Below are 20182 nucleotides of genomic sequence, written 5' to 3'. Positions count from 1 at the left end.
GCTGGAGCGAACCCCGGTGCGTGGAGAGGGATGTCGATGCGGACATTGCTCGTGCTGCTGCTCGTCCTCGGTTCCTTCACTCCGATGTCCCTCCGGCCCGCCGAAGCGGCCACGACGGTGTGCGTGACGTCGTGCGACACGCTCGATCCGTCGCGGGCCGCGCGGGAGAGCTTTCCCTTGCCCGACAAGGTGATCAACGGCCGCGTCGTGCGGCTGCACGCTTCCGACCCCGACGGCATGGCGTGGGCGAGCATCGACAACGGCGTCGCCGGCGACGCCGTCTGGCTCGACCGGTCCTGGGACGGCGGCGCCACCTGGGAAGGCCTGCTGGGCAAAGCGAGCATCCCGGGCACGTGGACCGGCACCCGCACGCTGATGTACAACCTCACCGATCCCCAGCACCACCACCGTGGACTGGTCCGGGCGTGCGGGGACGCGCAGGGCGTCGCGTGCACCGCGTGGATCTACCCGGACGTCTGCGACGCCGCCTGCGACCGCACCGCCCCGGGCACGGGTGACAGCCAGCCGGTGGCGCCGACCACGCTCTTCGGCCGCACGATCCGGCTCCACTTCGACGGCAAGGGCATGGCCTGGGCGGGAATCGAAGCCGGCGGCGCCGGCGACGAGATCTGGCTCGACCGGTCCTGGGACGCCGGCGCGAGCTGGCCCGACGGCTCGTCGCTGGGCCGCACGAGCGTCGCCGCGGGCGCCACCGGCACGCACACCGCGGCGTTCGCGACGCGCGATCCGCGGGGCCGGCTCTACGGCGGCGCGGTGCGCGCGTGCGGCCGCGAAGCCACGCACGCGCAAGGGAGCTGCACGGCCTGGGCACGCCCGGCGACGACGCGGGCCGCCGGCGCGCTCGACGCGCTGATGTGGTCCTACGACCCGTACACGGCGTGGTGGCCGTCGAGCTGGTGGAACTCGGCGGTCGCGGTGACCGCGGTGGCCGACGCGGGCGGGTTCGACACCGCGCTGGCCCGCACCTTCGACGTCAACCGCGCCGCTTTCCCCGCCGGGGTAAGGAGTTCCGACGCGATCGAAGGCGACTTCGTCAGCCGCGCCATCGACGACAGCGGGTGGTGGGGCCTGGCCTGGGTCGCCGTCTACGACCGCACCCACGACGCGCGTTACCTCACCGAGGCGACGACGATCGCGAACTACGTCCAGGGGTTCTGGGACACCGGCAGCTGCGGCGGCGGGGTCTGGTGGAACCGCGAGCGGACGTACAAGAACGCCGTCACGGCCGGGCTGTACCTGCGGCTGACCGCGTCGCTGCACAACCGGCTCGCCGGCGACACGGTGTGGGGCCAGCGGGCCCGGACCGCGGGCGACTGGTTCCTGAACAGCGGCCTGATCAATTCTTCGGGCCTGGTGAACGACGGGCTGACGTCGTCGTGTGCCAACAACGGCCAGACGGTCTGGACGTACAACCAGGGCCTCGGCATCGGCGGGCTGCTGGAACTGTGGCGCGCAACCGGCGTCCAGTCCTATTTGGACGCCGCGAAGCGGCTGGCGGACGCGGCGATGGCGCGGCTCACCTCGGGCGGCGTGCTCGTCGAATCCTGCGACACCGGCACCGGGTCCTGCGACGACAACCAGAAGCAGTTCAAGGGCATCTTCCTGTGCTACTTCGGCGACCTCGCCACGGCGACGGGCTCGGCCACCTACCGCGCGTTCGCGCAGAAGCAGGCGGACGCGCTGTGGACGGGCGACCGGGACTCGCTGAACCGGATCGGCCAGCGCTGGACCGGCACCACGCCGAACGTGACGGACTGGCGCACCCAGGCCTCCGGGCTCGAAGCGATCCTGGCGGCCGGGTAGGCCCGCACGCCAGAATGGGCGCCGTGCGGATCCTCCTCCTCGCGGCCGTCGCCGTGCTCGTCACCGGGTGCCAGGCCGAGGTGGCGGGTCAGGCCGTTCCCACCGGCTTCGTCGTCAAGGACGGCACCCAGCTGCGCTTCCGGCCGGTGCTGGCCGAGCTGCCGCCCGGGCCGGCGGCCGGCTCGGCGACCGAGCGGCAGAGTACCGATCCGGCCACGCAGCAGGCCGCCGCGCAGGCGTTCGACTGCGCCCAAGGGCAGCCGGACCCCCTGGACGGCCACGACGACCCGATGCTGCCGCTGGTCAGCTGCGACCGCGCGAAGGGCACGAAGTACGTCCTCGCGCCCGGGTTCCTCAGCGGTGCCGACGTGAGCCGCGTGGACGCCGCCGTCGACCCGCAGACCGGGAGCTCCTACATCAGCATCCGCTTCACGTCCGCCGGGACGAAGACCTGGGCGGAGTGGACCGGGCAGAACATCGGCAAGCAGGTCGCGATGGTGCTCAAGAGCCGCGTGCTGACCGCGCCCGAGGTGCAGTCCGCCATCACCGGCGGGGAAACGCAGATCACCGGGACGTTCACGCTGCCCGAAGCGCGGCAGCTGGCCCGCGACATCGCCGGCGGCTGACGCTCAGCAGGTCGGCGGCAGGCCTTCGGTGCAGGCTTCGGTGTTCGTCTTGCTCGTTGCCCGGTACAGGAGCTCGTAGAGCTGCTCGCGCTGCTCGTGGCTCAGCCCGCACAGCACCTCGTCCTCGACCGCGGCGAGCGCGAACTCGGCCCGCGCGAGCAGTTTCGCGCCCACGTCGGTGAGCTCCACGACGTGGCGCCGCCGGTCGACGGGGGAGCGGCGCCGCTCGATCAGGTTCTCGGTCTCGAGGTCGTTCAGCAGCCCGACGACGTTCGTGCCGTCCATCTCCAGGACCTTCGCCAGGTCCTGCTGCGAGCTGCCGCCCCGGTCGCGCAGGACGGTGAGGGCGATCAGGTGGCGCGGCCGGAGGCCGAGCGGGGCCAGCACGGACTCGCTGCGCAGCCGCATCCGGCGCGAGAGGTGGTCGAGCAGCGCCCCGCACCGGTGGGGCGGCTGGTTGACGACCGGCAGCGAGGTCATCCGCCCAGTATATGGGCGAGTCGATGGTCGATGTGCTATTAATGGTTTGTCTTACATCAACGATCTATGGGCGGCTAACGACATGGCGCATCTCCTCCACATCGACTCGAGCATCCAGGGCGAGCGCTCGGTGAGCCGCCGGCTCAGCGCGCGGGCCGCGGCCGCGTGGCGCGCCGCGCACCCGGACGGCACCGTCACCTACCGCGACCTGGGCGCACACCCCCTCCCGCACCTCGACGCCGAGAGCGGGGCCGCCCGCGCGGTCCCGCCGGAGCAGCACACCCCGGCCCAGGCCGCGTCGTGGGCGCTGACGCAGGAGCTCGTCGGCGAGATCAAGGCGGCCGACACGGTGCTGCTGGGCCTGCCGGTCTACAACTACGGCGCGCCGAGCAGCGTCAAGGCGTGGGTGGACCACCTCATCGCGCCCGGGCTGTCGGTCGACCACGAGACGATGACCGGGCTGCTCGGCGGCCGCGACTTCATCGTGCTGGCCTCGCGCGGCGGCGGGTACGGCGAAGGCGCACCCCGCGAAGGCTGGGACCACGCCGAGCAGTGGCTCCCGCACGGTGTCTCGCTGACCGGCCTGGAGCCGCGGTTCGTCACGGCGGAGCTGACGCTCGCGCACGTGAACCCGGCGATGGCGGAGCTCATCCCGCTGGCCGACGCGAGCCTCGCGACGGCCGAGAAGACCATCGACGCCCTCTGGGCCCCGGCCCGGGTCTGACGAGCGCCGAGGCGGCCTTCGGTGCCGAAGGCCGCCTTCCGGCAACCGTTCGGCGCGCAGATCTTCGTCTTCGCCGACCCGGCCCCGGGCCCCCGCGGTAGCAGCCCGGACACGGCCGGTACCGTGCCGCCCGAGGCCGGGTGGAAAGATGCGGAAACCCGGACGGTCCGCACCTGGGCGAGGAAGGTCAGGTTTGAGCGCGCACACCTCGCAGATGGACGATATCCGGCTGGTCGCGCAACCGAGCGCGTTGCCGGTCACGGAGCTGTTCGTCCGCCTGATTCTCACCGACTGGTCCCTGATGCCGATGCTGGAGCAGGTGACCGCCACCGCGAGACGGCTGGTCGAGGCCGTCATCGAAGCCGGTGACCCGCGGTCGCCCGCCTTCGTGACGCTGCGGCTGCGGCTGCGTGCCGACGTGCTGGTGGTCGAGGTCGACGACGACGTGCCCGGCCTGCCGGAGCCGAAGGTCGCCGGGCCCGGCGAGCGCGTGGGCGTCACGCCCGGCGTCGGCGGGGCCCGCACGACCTGGTGCGAGCTCGAGCTGCCCGGCGGGATGAACGCCAAGCAGGTGCGCCTGCCGCGGCGGCAGGACCGCCGGACCCTCGTCGACGAGCCGGTCTCCGGTGCCCCGGTGGCCGCGGACCCGGAGGTGCTGGAGCGCCTGCTCACGCGGCTGAGCGGCTGGTCCGGCCAGAGCTGACGTGCGCGGCCGTCCCGTTCTCGTCGTGCTCTACGACGGCGTCCGGTTGCTGGACGTCTCCGGGCCGCTGGAGGTCTTCGCCGAGGCCAACGAGCACGGCGGCCGGTACGAGCTGAAGACGGCCTCGCCCGGCGGCGCCGACGTCAGCGCGAACACCGGGACGCGCCTGGGCGCCGACCTCGACCTCGCGGCGGCCGACCCGCGCGGCGCGACCGTGCTGGTCCCCGGCGGCCCCGAATGGGTCCGCACGATCGCCGACACCGAGCTCATCACGCAGATCCGGCGCCTGGCCGGCGGCGCCGACCGCACGGCTTCGGTGTGCGCGGGCGCGTTCGCGCTGGCCGCGGCGGGTGTCCTCGACGGCAGGCGCGCCACCACCCACTGGGACCTGACCGGCCGGCTCGCCCGCCGCTTCCCGCGCGTGCGCGTCGACGAGGACGCGATCTTCGTCAAGGACGGCCCGGTGTTCACCTCGGCGGGCGTCACGTCCGGCATCGACCTGGCCCTCGCGCTGGTCGAGGAGGACCTCGGGGCCGAGGTGGCCCGGCTGGTGGCCAAGCACCTGGTCGTCTTCCTGCAGCGGCCCGGCGGGCAGTCGCAGTTCAGCGTCCGGCTGGAGACCGGCCGCCCGCGCACCGAGGTGCTGCGGGCCGTGCTCGACGCCGTCGCGGCCGACCCGGCGGCGCCGCACACCCTCGACGACCTCGCCGCCCGCGCCGGGATCAGCGCGCGGCACCTGACCCGCCTGTTCCGCGACGAGCTCGGCCGCACGCCCGCGCGGTTCGTCGAGCAGGTGCGCCTCGAATCCGCCCAGCACCGGCTGGAACGCACGACCGAGCCCCTGGACGTCGTGGCCAGGCGAGCCGGCTTCGGGTCCGTCGAGACGCTGCGACGCGCCTTCGCGCGCGGCCTCGGGGTGACCCCGAGCGACTACCGTGCCCGGTTCCGGACCACGGGCATCGGCTGAACCGGTACCGGGGGCCGATCCGTGCATCCAGGCAGGGAGAGGACGTGGAGGCGAGGAGGCAGCCGACGTGCGCATTGTCATCGCGGAAGAGGACGCCCTGCTGAGGGAGGGGCTGGTCCTGCTCCTGCGCAGCGAGGGGTTCGACGTCGCCGCCGCCGTCGACCACCCCGCTGACCTGGTCGCCGCCGTCCAGGCGGCGGAGCCGGACCTCGCCGTCGTCGACGTCCGGATGCCCCCGACGTTCACCGACGAGGGCCTGCGGGCCGCGCTCGAAGCCCGCCGGATCGCCCCCGGGCTGGCCATCCTCGCGCTGTCGGCGTTCATCGAGGACGGCTACGCCGGCGACCTGCTGGCCGCCGGCGGGGGCGGCGCCGGGTACCTGCTCAAGGAGCGCGTCGGGAAGCCGGACGAGTTCCTCGACGCCCTTCGCCGGGTGGCCGCGGGAGGCACGGTGCTGGACCGCGACGTCGTCGCCGTCCAGCTGGCCCGGCCGCGGCCCGGCGACCCGGTCGCGACGCTCACCGCGCGCGAACGCGAGGTCGTCGCGCTGCTGGCCGAAGGCCACTCCGTGCCGACGATCGGGCGGCTGCTCGGCATCGGCACCGCCGCCGCCCGGCAGCACGCCGGGGACGTCAGCGCGAAACTGCGCGTCCCCGACGAAGCCCAGGCGATGCTCAGCTATTTACGAGCGTGAGGACCTCGGCCTGCTTCTCGCGGTACCGGGCGACGTTGGCCAGCTTGACGTCCTCGTAGCCGCGCACCAGGTCGGGCAGCTCGGCCAGCGCCAGGACCCGGTCGCGGTCGACGTCTTCGGACTTGAAGGCCCGCAGCACCGTACCGCGGTAGTCCTCGATCAGCTCGCGCTCGACCCGCCGCACCTCGGCGCGGCCGAACGGGTCGAACCGGGTGCCGCGCAGCCGCCGCAGCGCGTGCAGCAGCCGGAACGCGGGGCGGAACCACGGACCCAGGCTGATCTTGCGCTTCATGCCGAGGGCCCGCAGCACCGGCGGGTGCAGGCGGTAGGCGTACTTCGTGCCCGCGCCGAACTGCTCTTCCATCCCGGTGAGGAACCCCGGGTCCAGCGACAGGCGTGCTACCTCGTACTCGTCCTTGTACGCCATCAGCTTGTACAGGTGCTTCGCGACCGCCTCGGTGATCTCCGTCGGCCCGTCCTCCAGCACCCGCACCTGCTCGACGAACTCCGCGTACGCCCGCGCGTACCGCTCGTCCTGGTAGGCGACCAGGTCGGGGACCCGGACGTCGAGCAGCCGGGCCAGCTCGGACTCCGGCGCCGCGTGCACCAGCTTCCGCGCGGCGGGCTGCGCGACCGGCCGCGCGGAAGCGGGCGACGTCGTGAGCGCATCGGGGTCGGCCACCAGCTGGCGGCCGCGGCGGAAGGCCTGCAGGTTCGCGGCCACCGCGGTGCCGTTCAGCTCGATCGCACGCTCGATCACTTCGGCGGGCAGGCCGATCGCGCCGGTCTGGAAGGCGGCGCCGAGCTGCAGCACGTTCGCGAACTGGTCGTCGTCGAAGAGCTCTTCGGCCAAGCCGCGCGCATCCAGCGACACCGTGCGTTTCGCCGCGGCCTCCAGGGGCGCGAGGACGCTGCCGGGATCGGGGAAGGACACCGTCGTGTCGACGACCATCCGGCCGGTCGGCACCTCGGTCGTCGACACGACCGCCGTGGTACGGGACGTGTCGGCCACGCCGAGGTTGGCCGCGTCCGCCCCGACCAGGGCGTCGCACGCCAGGTAGAGGTCGCATTCGCCGGTGGCGAGCTTCGGGGCCTGCTCGACCGGCTCCGCGGTCACCTTCAGGTCGGAGACCACCGCGCCGCCCTTCTGGGCCAGCCCGGTCTGGTCGAGCGTGCGGACGTGCCGCCCGTCGAGCACCGCGGCGGTGGCGAGGATCTGCGTCACGGTGACCACGCCGGTGCCGCCGATCCCGGTGATCCGCACGGTGAAGTCCTTCGCCGCGGCCGGGGGAGCGGGCACCGCGTCCGCGGCCAGCTCACCGAGCTCGCGACGCTGCTTCTTCCCGGTCGGCACCACGGTGACGAACGACGGGCAGTCCCCGGCCAGGCACGAGTAGTCGACGTTGCACGACGACTGGTGGATCGCCGTCTTGCGGCCGAACTCGGTGGCCACCGGCTGCACCGACAGGCAGTTCGACTTGGTGCCGCAGTCGCCGCAGCCTTCGCAGACGCGCTCGTTGATCACGACCCGGGTCGCCGGCGTCTCCTGCTTGCCGCGACGGCGCTTCCGCCGCTTTTCGGCCGCGCACTCCTGCTCGTGGATGAGCACGGTGACGCCCTTGATGGCGGCCAGTTCCTCTTGCGTCGCAAGGAGTTCGGTCCGGTCGCGGACCTCGACGCCGGCGGGCACCTTGCGGCGGCGCAGCTTGCCCGGCGCGTCGCTGGTGATCACGACCCGCTTCGCGCCTTCGACCAGCAGCAGCTCGGCGACCTTCTCCACCGGCAGCCCGCCGACGGCGTCCTGGCCGCCGGTCATCGCCACCGCGGAGTTGTAGAGCAGCTTGTAGGTGATGTTGACCCCGGCGGCGACCGCCGCGCGCACGGCGAGACTGCCGGAGTGGGTGAACGTGCCGTCGCCGATGTTCTGGACGAAGTGCTCGGCCTCGACGAACGGCGCCATGCCGATCCACTGCGTGCCCTCGCCGCCCATCTGCGTCACGCCGAGGACGGTGCCGACCTGGTCGGGCTCCATGAACAGGGCCATCGTGTGACAGCCGATACCGCCGCCGACCAGCGTGCCCTCGGGCACCTTCGTCGACGAGTTGTGCGGGCAGCCCGAACAGAAGTACGGCGTCCGCGCGAGCAGCGGCACGGAGATGCGCTCGCGGCGGCGGCGCGCGGTGAAGGCGTCCACCGACGCGATGCCCCCGGGCAGCCGGCGGGCCAGGCCGGTCGCGACGACGTCCGGGTCCAGCTCGCCGAGCTCGGTGAACAGCGTGCGGCCGTCGCGGTCCTTCTTGCCGGTGATCGTGGGCGCGCCGGGGACGCCGTAGAGGACCTCCTTGAGGGCGGTCTCGACGAACGCGCGCTTCTCCTCGACGACGATGATCTCGTCGAGCCCGTCGGCGAACTCGCGGACGATCCCGGGTTCGAGGGGGTGGATCGCGCCGAGCTTGAGCACGCGGATGCCGTGCTGCGCCAGGCCTTCCGCATCGAGCCCCAGTGCGCGCAGTGCCTGCTGGAGGTCCAGGTAGGACTTCCCGGCGGAGACGATGCCGATCCGGTCGGCCGGTCCCCGCTGCGTGATCCGGTTGATGCCGGTCGCGCGCAGGTAGTCGAGCACGAGGGGCAGCCGGACGGTGAAGAGGCTGCGTTCCAGCTCGGCGAGACTGGTGCCGAGCAGGCGCGACGTCGGCGCGTGGCGGTAGGCCCTGGCGATTTCGGGCGCGGTCCACTGCGGACTCACGGTCGCGGTGCCCGAAGCGTCGGCGACGTTGGCGACGACCTTCAGCGACGTCCAGACGCCGGCCGCCCGGGACAGCTCGACGGCGTGCATGCCGAGGTCGAGGACGTCCTGGGAGTCGGCCGGGTAGAGGATCGGGATCGCCAGGTCGGCGAGGGCGAGCTCGGACGCGCACGGGACGGTCGAGGACTTCGCGTTCGGGTCGTCGCCGACCAGGGCGACGGCGCCACCGCGCGGGTCGGTGCCGGCCAGGTTGGCGTGGCGGAGGGCGTCGGAAGCGCGGTCGAGGCCGGGTGCCTTGCCGTACCAGAACCCGGTGACGCCGCGCCGCCCGCCGGCGCCCGCGACGAGCTGGCTGCCCATCACCGACGTCGCGGCCAGCTCCTCGTTGAGACCCGGGCGGTGGACGACGTCGTGCTTCTCCAGCAGCTTCGCGCGGCGGCCGAGTTCGAGGTCGTAGCCGGCCAGCGGCGAGCCCTCGTAGCCCGAGACGAACACGGCGGGGTCGCCGCCGTGGGCGCGGTCGTGGCGGACGCGGTCGAACAGCAGCCGGACCAGGGCCTGGACCCCGGTCAGGTGCACGGTCCCCGCTTCTCGCAGGTAGCGGTCGTCCAGCGTGAACGTCTCCACGGCGCGGGCCTCCTTCGCGTCGATGTGCTTCGGGACACACTGCGGCGCTGGTTACCCTCACGCAACAGGCAGTGCCGGATCAAGGTCTCACACGCAAATTTCGGCGAGCATCCGCGTCCGCTGGCCGGGATTTTTGCGTCCGTTTACGCTCGGACGCATGACCGAAGAGCTGCTCGACGCGACCGACCACGAGATCCTCGGCCTGCTGCGCGAGGACGCCCGCCGGACGCTGTCGGACATCGCCGGCCGCGTCACGCTGTCGACGGCCGCGGTCAAGCGCCGGATCGACCGGCTGCGCGAGACCGGCGTGATCACCGGGTTCACCGTGCAGGTCGACCACGCGAAGCTGGGCTGGGGGATCGAGGCGTTCACCGAGCTGAGGTTCGTCGGCAACACGAAGGTCGCCGAGATCCTGCGCACCACCACGCGGATGCCCGAGGCGCAGGCGGTGTTCACGATCGCGGGCGACCCGGACGCGCTGGTGTGGCTGCGGGTGCGCGACATGGCCCACCTGCAGAAGACGATCGACGAGATCCGCCGGCACCACCAGGTGACCGGAACCAAGACGCTGATCGCGCTGGAGTCCTGGTCCCGGGGGAACTGACGTGCTCGTCACGCTGGCCCAGCGCCCGGACCTCGCCGAAGCGACGTACGCGATCCCGTACCCGCCGGAGTCGCCGAAGTTCATGGCCGGCAGCCTCGCCGGCTTGCTGGTGCGCGGCCGCCGGGTGGCGAGCCGCTGGCCGCACCTGGTCGTCGCGCTGCTGGAGGACGACCGGCCGGTCGCGCGGGGGATCATGGTGCCGTTCCGTTCGCGCGGGCGGTTGCCTTCGCGCGGCTGGGACGAAGTGGCCGTGTGGGCCGCGGAGGACGCGCTCGACGGGGTTGTCACGGACACCGCTTGTGCGTTGGAGATCGCGGTGCATCCGGACTACCAGGGGCGCGGGTATTCCCGTGCCGTGCTGGAGGGAATGCGCGCGGCGGCGGCCGGGTCGGAGTCGCTCGTGATCCCCGTCCGGCCGCCGGACAAGGCGGCGGTCCCGGCGGTGCCGATGCGCTCGTATGTCGCCCAGACGCGGGCGGACGGTCTGCCTGCCGATCGGTGGTTGCGTACGCATGTGCGTGCCGGTGGCCGGATTCTCGGTGTCGCGGCGTGTTCGGCGACCGTTCAGGCGCCTTTGGCGGATTGGCGTGGGTGGACCGGGTTGCCGTTCGACCGTGATGGCGTCGTGGAGGTTCCCGGTGCCCTCGCTCCCGTGTTCGTTTCGGTTGCGCAGGATTTCGCTGTCTACGTTGAGCCCAACGTCTGGGTTTCGCATCGGGTCGGGTGATCGCCTTTACTGATGCGGCTTCGCCGGGGCGTGGGAAATCGGCGCTTCGTGTTGTTGCTTGCCGCCCGGTGCCGGAGCGCCGATTCCCCACGCGACGGTGTCCCTGCCGCGGTATCGCTTCCACCTGATCGAGTGATGATCATGTGTTCGGGTGTCAGTAATCTTGTTGTGTGGACAGCGAAGCTGTGTGGCAAGCGGATGCGGTGGCTCTGGCCGACCGCATCTCCGCGCTGCTCACCTCCATGCGCTCGCTGGAAGCCGAGATCGGTTCTCTGCTGGTGGAAATCGAGTCCCGTGGTGTGCTGGAGCTCTTCGGTTACCGCTCTGTCGCGCGGCTCTTCGAGCATCTCGCCGATGTGCCCAAGGCTGCCGCCGAGACGCTTGTCAAGCGAGCCCGAGCCCTCAATTCCGGCCGCACCCTCGACGGCACCCCGGTTCCCGCTCTTGCTCCCGCCACCGGCGCCGCCGCCTCCGCCGGCCGGCTGAGTACCCCGATGATCGACACCATCGTCGGCGTGATGACCCAGATCCCGCCCGAGCACCGCGACGAGGCCGAGCGGCACCTGCTGTCCTTCGCCTCCGAAGCCGGCCACAAACAGGTCGCGGCATTGGGTGCCCGGATCGTGGCCCACCTGGATCCCGACGGAACCGAGCCCGACGAGACCGAACCTTCAACGCCCAGCCGAGAATTATCATTGCGGCGCAAGAGATCCGGGTTCTGGGAGCTGAACGGCCGTTTCGACGATGAGACCGGGTGTCGCGCCAGTGCCTTGTTGGACTCCCTGGCGCAACGCCGCAGCGGTGATGAGGGCCCGGACTTGCGTTCCCCACTGGAACGTTACGGCGACGCATTCTCCGACGCGATCGACCTGGCGTTCAACTCCCCGGACTTGCCGCTGCAGGCGGGCGAACGAGCCCACGTGATGATCGCGGTGTCGTTGGCGGACTTGAAGTCCGGCCTGGCCACAACAATCCCCGGCGACACCGGCGCCAAGCCTGCAAGCGGCCCGGCCACCTCCGGCAGCATGCCCAAGGCCAGCATCGGCACGGCGCCCCTCGGCCGCACTGGCGTCACGCCCACTGCCGGTCAAGCCGCATTCGGCGAATCCGGCGCTATGCCCAAGGTCGCGTCCGGCCGAGCCATGCTCGGCAACACCGGCATCGCACCCAAGTCCGGTACCGGCCAGGCAAGGGTCGGCGAATCCTGGCCCCTTGCCAAGGCCGCCGGCGGGCGGGCCGCGCTCGGCAACTCCGGAACCATGCCCAAGCCCACTGCCGGTCAGGCTGCCTACAGCAGCACCGGCACTGCCTCCAAGGCAGGCGTCGGCCGGGCCGCGCTCGGCAACACCGGCCCTGCCCCCAAACCTGGCGTCGGCCGAGCCGCGCTCGCTGACCTGGGCACCATCTCCGCAGCCGAAGCCCGGATCCACGCCTGCGACTGCATGCTCATCCCCGCCGTGCTCGGCACCACCAGCGAACCCCTCGACCTCGGCCGCCAACGACGCCTCATCTCCACCCCACTCCGCCGAGCCCTCTACCTACGCGACCGCGGCTGCGCATTCCCCGGCTGCCACCGCCCACCCCGCCACTGCCAAGGCCACCACATCCGCCACTGGGCCGACGGCGGCCCCACCGAGCTGGGCAACCTCGTCCTGATGTGCGCCCACCACCACCGGCTGCTGCACCGCTCCGGCTGGCAAGTAAGGATCGCCGCCGACGGCCTACCCGAATTCCTCCCACCAGCGTTCCTGGACAAACGCCGAAAACCCCGGCGCAACAACCTCCACCAACCACTGCCATTCGCGGCATAAACGGGAAAGGCCCGCAGCCAACCGGCTACGGGCCTACACCCACGCCCCGAGCCGCACTGGCTAACCGTGCAGCAGCACCCCGGACGTGCGCTCGCGCTCGAAGAAGAACTCCGGCCAGGCCAGCCCGTCCGGTGGTGCGTCGATGGCGGTCGCGCGGCGGCGTAGCTCGTTCAGGAACTCCGTGTCCAGGACCGCTCGGGCCGACAGCGGCTCACGCAGCAGGAGATCCGCCGGGCCCTGGTACAGGTACGCGTCCACCCCGGGAAAACCCTTCGAACCCGGCGGGTATTCGCGGTTCGTCGGGAAGTACGTCGTGTCGAGCTTGCCCAGCCACGACCCCTTCATCGGGGTCAGGGACGGCCACGAGCCCAAGCTCTTTTCGAGCCGCGCGTTGTCCGCGGTGAACCCGTAGTGGTCCGCGATCACGTAGGCCGCGCCGGGGTACTCGCGCTCCAGCTGGGCGACCGCCGCGCTGCCGCCGTCGTGCTTCAGGTGCCCCAGGCCGAACAGCATCAGGACCTTGCGGTGCTTCTGCAAGGACTGCGTCTTCACCACGGACACGATCGACGCGTCCCGGTCGTGGAACGGCTCCATGTCCGACGGCGTGTGGACGCGGCTCCAGTCGATCGGCGGGTCGCACGCCAGCACGCGGATCTTCCGCGCCGCCGGCAGCGTCGTGTTGACCTGCCGCACCAGGGCGAAAAGCTGTTCGTAGAACAACGAAAACCCGCAGCTCGGCTGCGTCGTGTCCCGCCAGACGTGGCTGACGTCCGCCACGTCGCCGCCGGCGGTGTAGGCGTCCAGGAGCGGCTGGTAAAGGGAGTTTCCGCACTCGACCGCGATGTCGTTCACCGTGCCGGGGAAACGCGGGTCCCGCACGAGGTCGAACACGAACGGCCCGGGGTCGGGGCTGGACTTCGCGACGATCGAATGCGTGTCGAACGCCGCGAGGAGAGCGCCGACGGGATCGGACGGTGGCCGGGGCTGACCCGCGTCGGCGGGTGCGGCCACCAGGGTGGCGGCCGTGAGCACGGCCAGGACGGTTTTGAACAGGCGCATGACAGCTCCCCAGACGGAATACCTGCTGTCTTACGACAGTAAGACAACTCGGCCAGCATCCAGCTCCGCCCGGGCCGCTGTCAAGGCCGGGTCAGTGCCGGAACGCCTCCGCGAGCCACCAGGAACCGCCGTCGTCGGCGATCTTCGCGTCGATGACCAGCGGCTCGGCACGCGGACCCGCGAGCCACTCGCGCACCGCGAAGAGGTCTTCGGCGGATCGGACCGTCACCCCCGCGCAGCCGAAGCCGCGGCCGATCGCGGCCAGATCCGAGTCGGGGAAGCGGACCGTGGTCATGTCGGCGTCGCCGAAGTGGTGGATCTCCGCGCCGTACGCGGCGTCGTTGTAGACGATCACCACCAGCGGCAGGCCGAGCCGGACCGCGGTGTCCAGTTCGGACAGTGCCATGTGGAACCCGCCGTCGCCGGTGCCCAGCACCGGCAGCCGGTCCGGGCGGGCCAGCGCCGCGCCGATCGCCGTGCCCAGGCCCAGCCCGATGCTCTGGAACGCCTGCGTGAAGCAGAACCCCTGCTCGTCGGGCACCGACAGGTAGGCACTCGGGTAGCCCATGAAGTTGCCGGAGTCGATCGAGACGATCCGCTCGGCCGGCAGCAGCTCGTCGAGCAGCTTGCTCAGGGTGCGCGGGTCGATCCGGCCTTCGCGGGAGAGGTCCTCGTGCTCGACGTCGGTCCAGCGGCCGGCCGCGATCCGGGCGGCGACCTCTTCGGTGCGGTAACCGACCGCCTTGTGGTCACCCAGCTCGCTCAGCACGTCTTCCGCGGTGCACCCGGCGTCGCCGACGACGCCGAGGTCGATCGGCCGGTGCGCGCCGAGGGCGCTCTGCTCCAGGTCGACCTGGACGAGGTCCGCGTGCGGGCTGAGCAGCTTGCCGTGGCGGGTGGTCCACATGTTCAGCGCGCACCCCCACCCCACGACGAGGTCGGCGCCCACGATCAGCTCGGCGGCCGTCGGCGAGGCGAACCCGCCCGAGATGCCCAGCGCGAACGGATCGCCGTGGAAGAGCCCGTGCGCGACGGCGGAGGTGGCCAGCAGCGCGCCGGACCGCGCGGCCAGCTCCCGCAGCGGCTCGCGGCTCCCGCGGGCGCCGCGGCCGGCGATGAACACCGGCCGTTCGGCGGCGATCAGCAGGTCCGCCAAGTCCGCCGCCACGCCGATGTCGGGCCGCATCGGAGCCGGCCCCTCGATCGAAGGCAGCGCAATCGCTCCCGGTGGCGCGGGCTCGGCCTGGACATCCAGCGGCAGGTTCAGCACGACCGTCCGGCGCTGCTGCCACGCGGTCCGGAAGGCCCGCACGGTGTCGGCGACCGCACTCGCCGCCGAGTGCACGCGCTCCGGCACCGCGCCGACCGCGGCGGCGAGCCCGTCCTGGTCGATGCGGAAGTTCGACAGCACCGACGCGGCGGCCGAGTCGGCGGTGAGCACGAGCATCGGCGTCCGGCTCTTGGCCGCCTCGGTGATCCCGGTGACGGCGTTCGTCAGCCCGCAGCCCTGGTGCAGCGAGAGCACCGAGACCTGGCCGCTCATCCGCGCGTAGGCGTCGGCCATGCTCGCCGCACCGCCCTCGTGGCGGGCGGCGACGAACCGGACGCCGCCCGCGCGCAGCGCGTTCGTCACCTCGAAGTTGCCGCTGCCCACCACCCCGAACGCCGTCCCGACGCCGAGGCCGGCCAGCGTGCGGCCGACGAGTTCGGCGACGTTCACCGCTCCACCAGGGCGAGCACGCGGGCCGGGCTGCCGGACCCGCCGACGATCGGCAGCGGCGAGACCACCAGCAGCGTCCCGGTCGGCGGTAACGCGGCGAGGCTCTGCAGCTGCGTCAAGCCGTGCTTCCCGGCGCCCAGCAGGAGTTCGTGGCACGGGAACATCGGTTCGAAGCCGGGCGCCTGGCCCGCGTCGGTGCCGACGGTCTCGACCCCGAGCCCGGTGATCGGGGTTTCCTCGGCGAGCCACCGCGCGCATTCGGGCGAGACGCCGGGGGCGTGCGACCCGGCTTCGTCGGCGTTGAGGAACCGCTCCTGGTCGTCGCTGCGCGCGTCCCAGCCGGTGCGGAAGAGCAGCCAGCCGCCGTCGGGCAATGGGCCGTGCTCGGCGGCCCAGGCGCGGACGTCGTCGATCGACAGGAGGAAGTCCGGGTCCTCGGCCGCCTGCGCCGAGAAGTCCAGCACGACCGCGGGCGCGACCAGGGTCTTCAGCGGCACCTGCGAGACGTCGTGACCCTCCTTTCCGGACACCCAGTGGACGGGGGCGTCGAGGTGGGTGCCGGTGTGCTCGCCGGTGTGGATGTCGTTCCAGTACCACCGCGGGCCGCGCTCGTCGTAGCGGCTGATCTCCTCCAGCCGGAACGGGATGGTGTTGGCGAACGGCTCCGGAAGCTGCAGGATCGGCGTGCTCGCGCTCAGCGGAGCGGTGAGGTCGACGATCTCGATCGTCCCCCCGGCGATCGCCTTGCTCAGCCCGTCCAACAACGACATGCCTGCCTCCCGGTGCCGGTGTGCGTCTCGATCGAGACCTTATGCCCGGCCGGCGTTCCTTGACAGCGGCGCGTTCCCGGGTGTTGTCTTAATGTCGTAAGACAATAGGAAGGTGTCGGGTGATCGAGTTCGTCCTGGACGGCCGCTCGCGGGTCGCCACGTACATGCAGCTCGTCGTCCAGGTGAAGCAGGCGCTGCGGGTGGGCCTGCTGCGGCCCGGCGACCAGCTGCCGAAGGTGCGGGATGTGGCCCAGGCGCTGGCGATCAACCCGAACACCGTGCTCAAGGCCTACCGCGAGCTGGTCCTGGAGGGACTCGCGGAAGGCCGGCCGGGGGTGGGCACGTTCGTCACCGGCAGCCTGGCCGGGCCGTCGCTGGGCAGCCAGGGGCAGCTGCGCGACGAGCTGGTGGCCTGGCTGGAGCGCGCCGAAGCCGCGGGGATGTCGGCCGACGACATCGCCGCCCTGATCGAGACCACGTTGCGCGGCACGCCGGTGCCCCGCGACCTTGCGTAGGGAGTTCCGGAGATGGAGCTGGCCGTGCAGGCCCGGGCGCTGGGCAAGCGCTATGGGCGCACCTGGGCGTTGCAGGACTGCGCGCTGGAGGTGCCCGCCGGGCGGATCGCCGCACTGGTGGGCCCGAACGGCGCGGGCAAGACGACCTTGCTGCACCTGGCCGTCGGGCTGCTGCGGCCCGACGCGGGGGAGGTGCGCGTGTTCGGCCGCGACCCGCGGTCCATGCTCCCCGAAGTCGGCTTCGTCGCCCAGGACACCCCGCTGTACCGGGACTTCACCGCGGCGGAGCACGTCACCATGGGCGGCAAGCTGAACCGCCACCGCTGGGACGCCGCGCTGGCCCGCGAACGGCTGGCCAGGCTCGGCGTCCCGCCGGACCGGCCGGTGGGCAAGCTGTCCGGCGGGCAGCGGGCGCAGGTCGCGCTGGCCTTGGCCCTGGCCAAGCGCCCGCGGCTGCTCCTGCTCGACGAGCCCATCGCGAGCCTGGACCCGTTGGCACGCCGCGAGTTCATGCAGGCGCTGATGGGCGCGGTGGCCGACAGCGAGACGACCGTCCTGCTGTCCTCGCACCTGCTCGCCGACCTCGAACGCAGCTGCGACTACCTGATCGTCCTGCAGCGGTCCCGCGTCCAGCTGACCGGCGCGGTCGACGAGCTGCTCGAGTCGCACCGCACGCTCGTCGGCCCGCGGGCCGGCAGCGAGTCCATCGCCGGTGTCGCGAAAGTGGTTCGCGCGAGCCACACCGAACGCCAGTCGACCCTGCTCGTCCGCCGCGGCGGCGGGCCGGTGGATCCGATGTGGACGGAGCACGAAGTGACCCTGGAGGACCTGGTGCTCGCGCACCTCGCCGAAGCGGAGGTCCGCGTCGCCGCGACCGAATGGGGGGTGCCGGCATGATCTGGCTGACCTGGCGCCAGCACCGCAAGCAGGCGCTGTTCACCCTCGGTGCCCTGGTCGCGCTCGCCGCGATCATGGTGCCGACCGGCCTGGCGATGCACACGAAGTTCGACGACCTCGGCCTGCCCGCCTGCCGGGCCGCGCTCGGCAGCGCGTCGATGATCACCCAGACCGAGGAGGTGAGCCGCTGCACCGGCCTCGGCCACCAGTTCGAGCAGCAGTTCGGCGGCATGGTGTTCGTCGCGGTGCTGTTCGTGGTCCTGCCGGTGCTGGTCGGCGTGTTCTTCGGCGCGCCGCTGGTCGCCCGCGAGGTCGAGCAGGGCACCCATCGTCTGGTGTGGACCCAGGGCGTCAGCCGCCTCCACTGGGCGCTGGTGAAGTTCGGCCTGGTCGGCGGGATCACCGTGGTGCTGGCGGTCGGGTACGCACTGGGTGTCTCGTGGTGGTTCGAGCCGCTGGTCACCGCGAGCACCGGGCGGCTGGGGTACTTCTCGTTCGACGTCCAGGGAGTCGTGCCGATCGCGTACACGCTGTTCGCGCTGGCGCTGGGTGTCTTCGCGGGGACCTACTGGCGCAAGGTGCTGCCCGCCATGGGGATCGCGCTGGTCGGCTTCGCGGCGATCCGCGTCGCGATCGAGGTCCTGGCCCGGCCGCGCTACCTGCCCGCGCGGACGCTGACGTTCTTCCCGGACGGCAACCAGACGCCGAACACGGCGTCGGGCGACTGGGTGCTTTCCCAGGGCGTCCGCAACGCGGCCGGGGAGATGGTGCTGCCGAACTCCGAGATCGGCCCGTGCGGAGCGGGCGGCTGCGGGCCGAGCGAGGCCGGTGCCGGTGCGTACAACTGGCTGCAGTACCAGCCGGGCGACCGGTTCTGGACGTTCCAGGGCATCGAGACGGGGATCTTCGCGGTGCTGACGGTGGCGCTGGTGTACTTCGCGCTCCGCCGGCTGCGCACGCTCGCCTGACCACGGCCGTTTCCCACCGGGCAGTCCGCCGGGTGGTGAGTTGCCCACGGCGGCCCGGCGCCCCTGCGGCCGTTCGGGTGGTCTGCCGGGGGAAGCGGGCGAACCCGGCCCGGACCGTCGGTGCGCCGCCGTAAGGTCGCTCACGGTGAGGGAGCACAACGGAAACATTTCCGCTGGGCGCGCGGGGGATTCGGAACCGTGGCGGGTGTGCTTGCTGGACTCGTCGGGCCGGGCACTGGGTGCCGGCATGCTGCTGGGCGAATCCACGGTCCTGACCTGCGCGCACGTCGTGCAGGCCGCCGGGGAGGAAGCGCTTGCGCCGGGTGGCCCGGTCCCGCAGCTCGTGGTCCGGTTCGTCGGCCTGCCCGGGACACCGGAGGCCTACGCCGGCGTCCGGCCCGGGTGCTGGGTGCCGCCGCTGCCCGACGGCCGCGGGGACGTCGCGCTGCTGGAGCTGAGCGAAGCGTTCCCCGGCGTGCCGGGTGCGCCGCTCGTGCGCCTGGGTGCCGTCCGCGACCGGGTGGTCCACACCTACGGTTTCCCGGCGCCGCACCAGCACGGCGTGTGGGTCAACGACGCCGAGCTGGCCGGCCCGGCCGGGGCGGGCAGCGAGTGGATCCAGCTGAACTCGAAGCCGCCCGGGGAACGCGTCCGCCGCGGGTTCAGCGGCGCCGGGGTGATCGACAAGGCCACCGACGCGGTGCTCGGCATGGTGGTCACCGAATACACCGACGAGCGGCTCGGGCTCGCCTACCTGATCCCCGTCGAGACGATCGTCCGGCACGTCCCCGAGGTCGCCCGGTGGGTGGGCGAGCCGCCGCGGCCGCCGTCCGGTCCGCTGGTCGTCGTCATCGGCGACCGCGACTCGGCGGTGGTCCGGGACTTCCTGACCCAGGTCCGGCGCGAACGCCGTGGCGCGCGGCCGGGCCGGGGCGACCGGCTCGCCGCGATCGTCGACGCCACCGGCAAGACCGCCGACGAAGTGGCCGAGAACGTCAGCGCCGGCATCAGCACCGAGGAGGTCACCACGGTGCTCGCGACCAACCCGGAGGACGTCGCCGTGGCGGTGGCCGGGGTCGACGCCGCCCGCGCGCCGGAGGACGTCCTGACCGGCGCGGTCAAGCCGCTGATGGACAAGGGGGCCACCGTGCTCGTCCAGTTCAGCGGGCCGGACTCGCCCGGCGTGCACCTGGCCCGCCGCTGGGAGAGCGAGCGGAACGCGCGCCGGCTGGAGCGGCTGGCGCTGCTGGTCGAGATGGTGGAGCACGAGCAGGAGCGGACGCGGGAGCGGGCCGTCCAGGTCGGCACGCGCACGCACCCCGCGGCCGAGGTACCGGGCCCCGCCGCGGACCTGCGCCTGCGGCTGGCGGCGCTGCGTTCGGCGGGCGAGCGCATCGACCCGGGCCGGGTCCGGCGGGCACTGACGGTGACCGAGCGCGACGCCGAAGCCGCCCGCCGCGAGCTCATCCGCCTGCACGCCGACCTCGACGCGCACGCCGCCCGCCACGACGAACTGCACGGCCGCCTGCGCGGCTACAACGCGAAGGCGACCGACGCGGGCTTGATGGAGGACGAGGAGCTGGCCGAGCTGTACCGCCCGGCGATGGCGGCGCTCAGGGAGGTGCCCGGCGACCTGGCGGCCGCCGCGGAGCTGGTCGAGCACTACGTGCGCGCGGTGCGGCACCGGCTGGCGGGCTCATGAGGGCTGGGGATGTCTCGA

18 protein-coding genes are annotated in these 20182 nt (G+C 72.4%); 13 read left to right on the top strand and 5 right to left on the bottom strand.

Features of this window, described 5'->3' with window-relative positions; translation table 11 throughout:
• The first annotated feature begins 36 nt into the window (after positions 1-36).
• A complete protein-coding gene (locus tag QSK39_RS22350; protein ID WP_285479712.1) occupies positions 37-1824 on the top strand; it encodes a glycoside hydrolase family 76 protein in 1788 nt (595 codons plus the stop codon).
• Between the two features lie 14 nt (positions 1825-1838).
• Positions 1839-2450 carry a SecDF P1 head subdomain-containing protein gene (locus QSK39_RS22345; RefSeq protein WP_502873293.1) on the top strand — a complete coding sequence of 204 codons (612 nt, stop codon included), beginning with the start codon at positions 1839-1841 and terminating at the stop codon, positions 2448-2450.
• 3 nt (positions 2451-2453) lie between these two features.
• Here the strand turns inward: QSK39_RS22345 and QSK39_RS22340 are convergent, their stop codons facing one another.
• On the bottom strand, positions 2454-2930 hold the full coding sequence (locus QSK39_RS22340) for a MarR family winged helix-turn-helix transcriptional regulator (RefSeq protein ID WP_285479710.1): 477 nt from the start codon (positions 2928-2930) through the stop codon (positions 2454-2456).
• Positions 2931-3012: 82 nt separating this feature from the next.
• On the opposite strand from QSK39_RS22340, the gene QSK39_RS22335 reads away from it, so the two are divergent.
• The 4 genes from QSK39_RS22335 to QSK39_RS22320 all read left to right on the top strand — a co-directional run bounded on the left by QSK39_RS22335 (position 3013) and on the right by QSK39_RS22320 (position 6018).
• A complete protein-coding gene (locus tag QSK39_RS22335; RefSeq protein ID WP_285479709.1) occupies positions 3013-3654 on the top strand; it encodes an FMN-dependent NADH-azoreductase in 642 nt (213 codons plus the stop codon).
• 193 nt (positions 3655-3847) lie between these two features.
• Entirely contained in the window at positions 3848-4357 is a 510-nt protein-coding gene (locus tag QSK39_RS22330; RefSeq protein ID WP_285479708.1) for an ATP-binding protein, read from the top strand.
• Between the two features lies 1 nt (position 4358).
• On the top strand, positions 4359-5324 hold the full coding sequence (locus QSK39_RS22325) for a GlxA family transcriptional regulator (RefSeq protein ID WP_285479707.1): 966 nt from the start codon (positions 4359-4361) through the stop codon (positions 5322-5324).
• 67 nt (positions 5325-5391) lie between these two features.
• Positions 5392-6018, top strand: coding sequence for a response regulator (locus QSK39_RS22320; protein WP_285479706.1), 627 nt, complete (start codon positions 5392-5394; stop codon positions 6016-6018).
• Here the strand turns inward: QSK39_RS22320 and QSK39_RS22315 are convergent.
• The gene (locus QSK39_RS22315; RefSeq protein ID WP_285479705.1) at positions 5999-9391 is read right to left on the bottom strand and encodes an indolepyruvate ferredoxin oxidoreductase family protein; all 3393 of its coding nucleotides are present in this window, start codon (positions 9389-9391) and stop codon (positions 5999-6001) included. The genes QSK39_RS22320 and QSK39_RS22315 overlap by 20 nt on opposite strands.
• Before the next feature lie 157 nt (positions 9392-9548).
• On the opposite strand from QSK39_RS22315, the gene QSK39_RS22310 reads away from it, so the two are divergent.
• The 3 genes from QSK39_RS22310 (at position 9549) to QSK39_RS22300 (ending at position 12533) form a co-directional block, all read left to right on the top strand.
• On the top strand, positions 9549-9995 hold the full coding sequence (locus QSK39_RS22310; protein WP_284742675.1) for an Lrp/AsnC family transcriptional regulator: 447 nt from the start codon (positions 9549-9551) through the stop codon (positions 9993-9995).
• Position 9996: 1 nt separating this feature from the next.
• Entirely contained in the window at positions 9997-10722 is a 726-nt protein-coding gene (locus QSK39_RS22305) for a GNAT family N-acetyltransferase (RefSeq protein ID WP_285479704.1), read from the top strand.
• A 170-nt stretch (positions 10723-10892) separates the two neighbouring features.
• Complete coding sequence (locus QSK39_RS22300; RefSeq protein WP_285479703.1) at positions 10893-12533, top strand: HNH endonuclease signature motif containing protein; 1641 nt, start codon at positions 10893-10895, stop codon at positions 12531-12533.
• A gap of 60 nt (positions 12534-12593) precedes the next feature.
• Here QSK39_RS22300 and QSK39_RS22295 read toward each other — a convergent pair whose 3' ends face one another.
• The 3 genes from QSK39_RS22295 to QSK39_RS22285 form a co-directional block, all read right to left on the bottom strand.
• The gene (locus QSK39_RS22295) at positions 12594-13592 is read right to left on the bottom strand and encodes a hypothetical protein (RefSeq protein ID WP_285479702.1); all 999 of its coding nucleotides are present in this window, start codon (positions 13590-13592) and stop codon (positions 12594-12596) included.
• Positions 13593-13683: 91 nt separating this feature from the next.
• The gene (locus QSK39_RS22290; RefSeq protein ID WP_285479701.1) at positions 13684-15312 is read right to left on the bottom strand and encodes a thiamine pyrophosphate-binding protein; all 1629 of its coding nucleotides are present in this window, start codon (positions 15310-15312) and stop codon (positions 13684-13686) included.
• Positions 15309-16082 (bottom strand): cyclase family protein, encoded by a 774-nt coding sequence (locus QSK39_RS22285; RefSeq protein ID WP_285479700.1) that lies wholly within the window; start codon positions 16080-16082, stop codon positions 15309-15311. The genes QSK39_RS22290 and QSK39_RS22285 overlap by 4 nt, the downstream gene beginning before the upstream one ends.
• A gap of 119 nt (positions 16083-16201) precedes the next feature.
• Between QSK39_RS22285 and QSK39_RS22280 the strand changes: the two genes are divergently transcribed.
• The 4 genes from QSK39_RS22280 to QSK39_RS22265 all read left to right on the top strand — a co-directional run bounded on the left by QSK39_RS22280 (position 16202) and on the right by QSK39_RS22265 (position 20164).
• The gene (locus QSK39_RS22280) at positions 16202-16597 is read left to right on the top strand and encodes a GntR family transcriptional regulator (RefSeq protein ID WP_285479699.1); all 396 of its coding nucleotides are present in this window, start codon (positions 16202-16204) and stop codon (positions 16595-16597) included.
• A gap of 12 nt (positions 16598-16609) precedes the next feature.
• Positions 16610-17494: an ABC transporter ATP-binding protein gene (locus QSK39_RS22275; protein WP_285479698.1), complete on the top strand. Its 885-nt coding sequence runs from the start codon at positions 16610-16612 to the stop codon at positions 17492-17494.
• Entirely contained in the window at positions 17491-18462 is a 972-nt protein-coding gene (locus QSK39_RS22270; protein ID WP_285479697.1) for an ABC transporter permease, read from the top strand. Before QSK39_RS22275 ends, QSK39_RS22270 begins: the two co-directional genes overlap by 4 nt.
• A 247-nt stretch (positions 18463-18709) precedes the next feature.
• The gene (locus QSK39_RS22265) at positions 18710-20164 is read left to right on the top strand and encodes a S1 family serine peptidase (RefSeq protein ID WP_285479696.1); all 1455 of its coding nucleotides are present in this window, start codon (positions 18710-18712) and stop codon (positions 20162-20164) included.
• Positions 20165-20182: the final 18 nt, after the last annotated feature.

It is taken from the genome of Amycolatopsis sp. NBRC 101858, assembly GCF_030269325.1.
GTDB classification, from domain to species: domain Bacteria; phylum Actinomycetota; class Actinomycetes; order Mycobacteriales; family Pseudonocardiaceae; genus Amycolatopsis; species Amycolatopsis ponsaeliensis.
The sequence above is the reverse complement of the archived record's forward strand: the minus strand, read 5'-3'. Positions and strand labels throughout refer to the sequence as shown.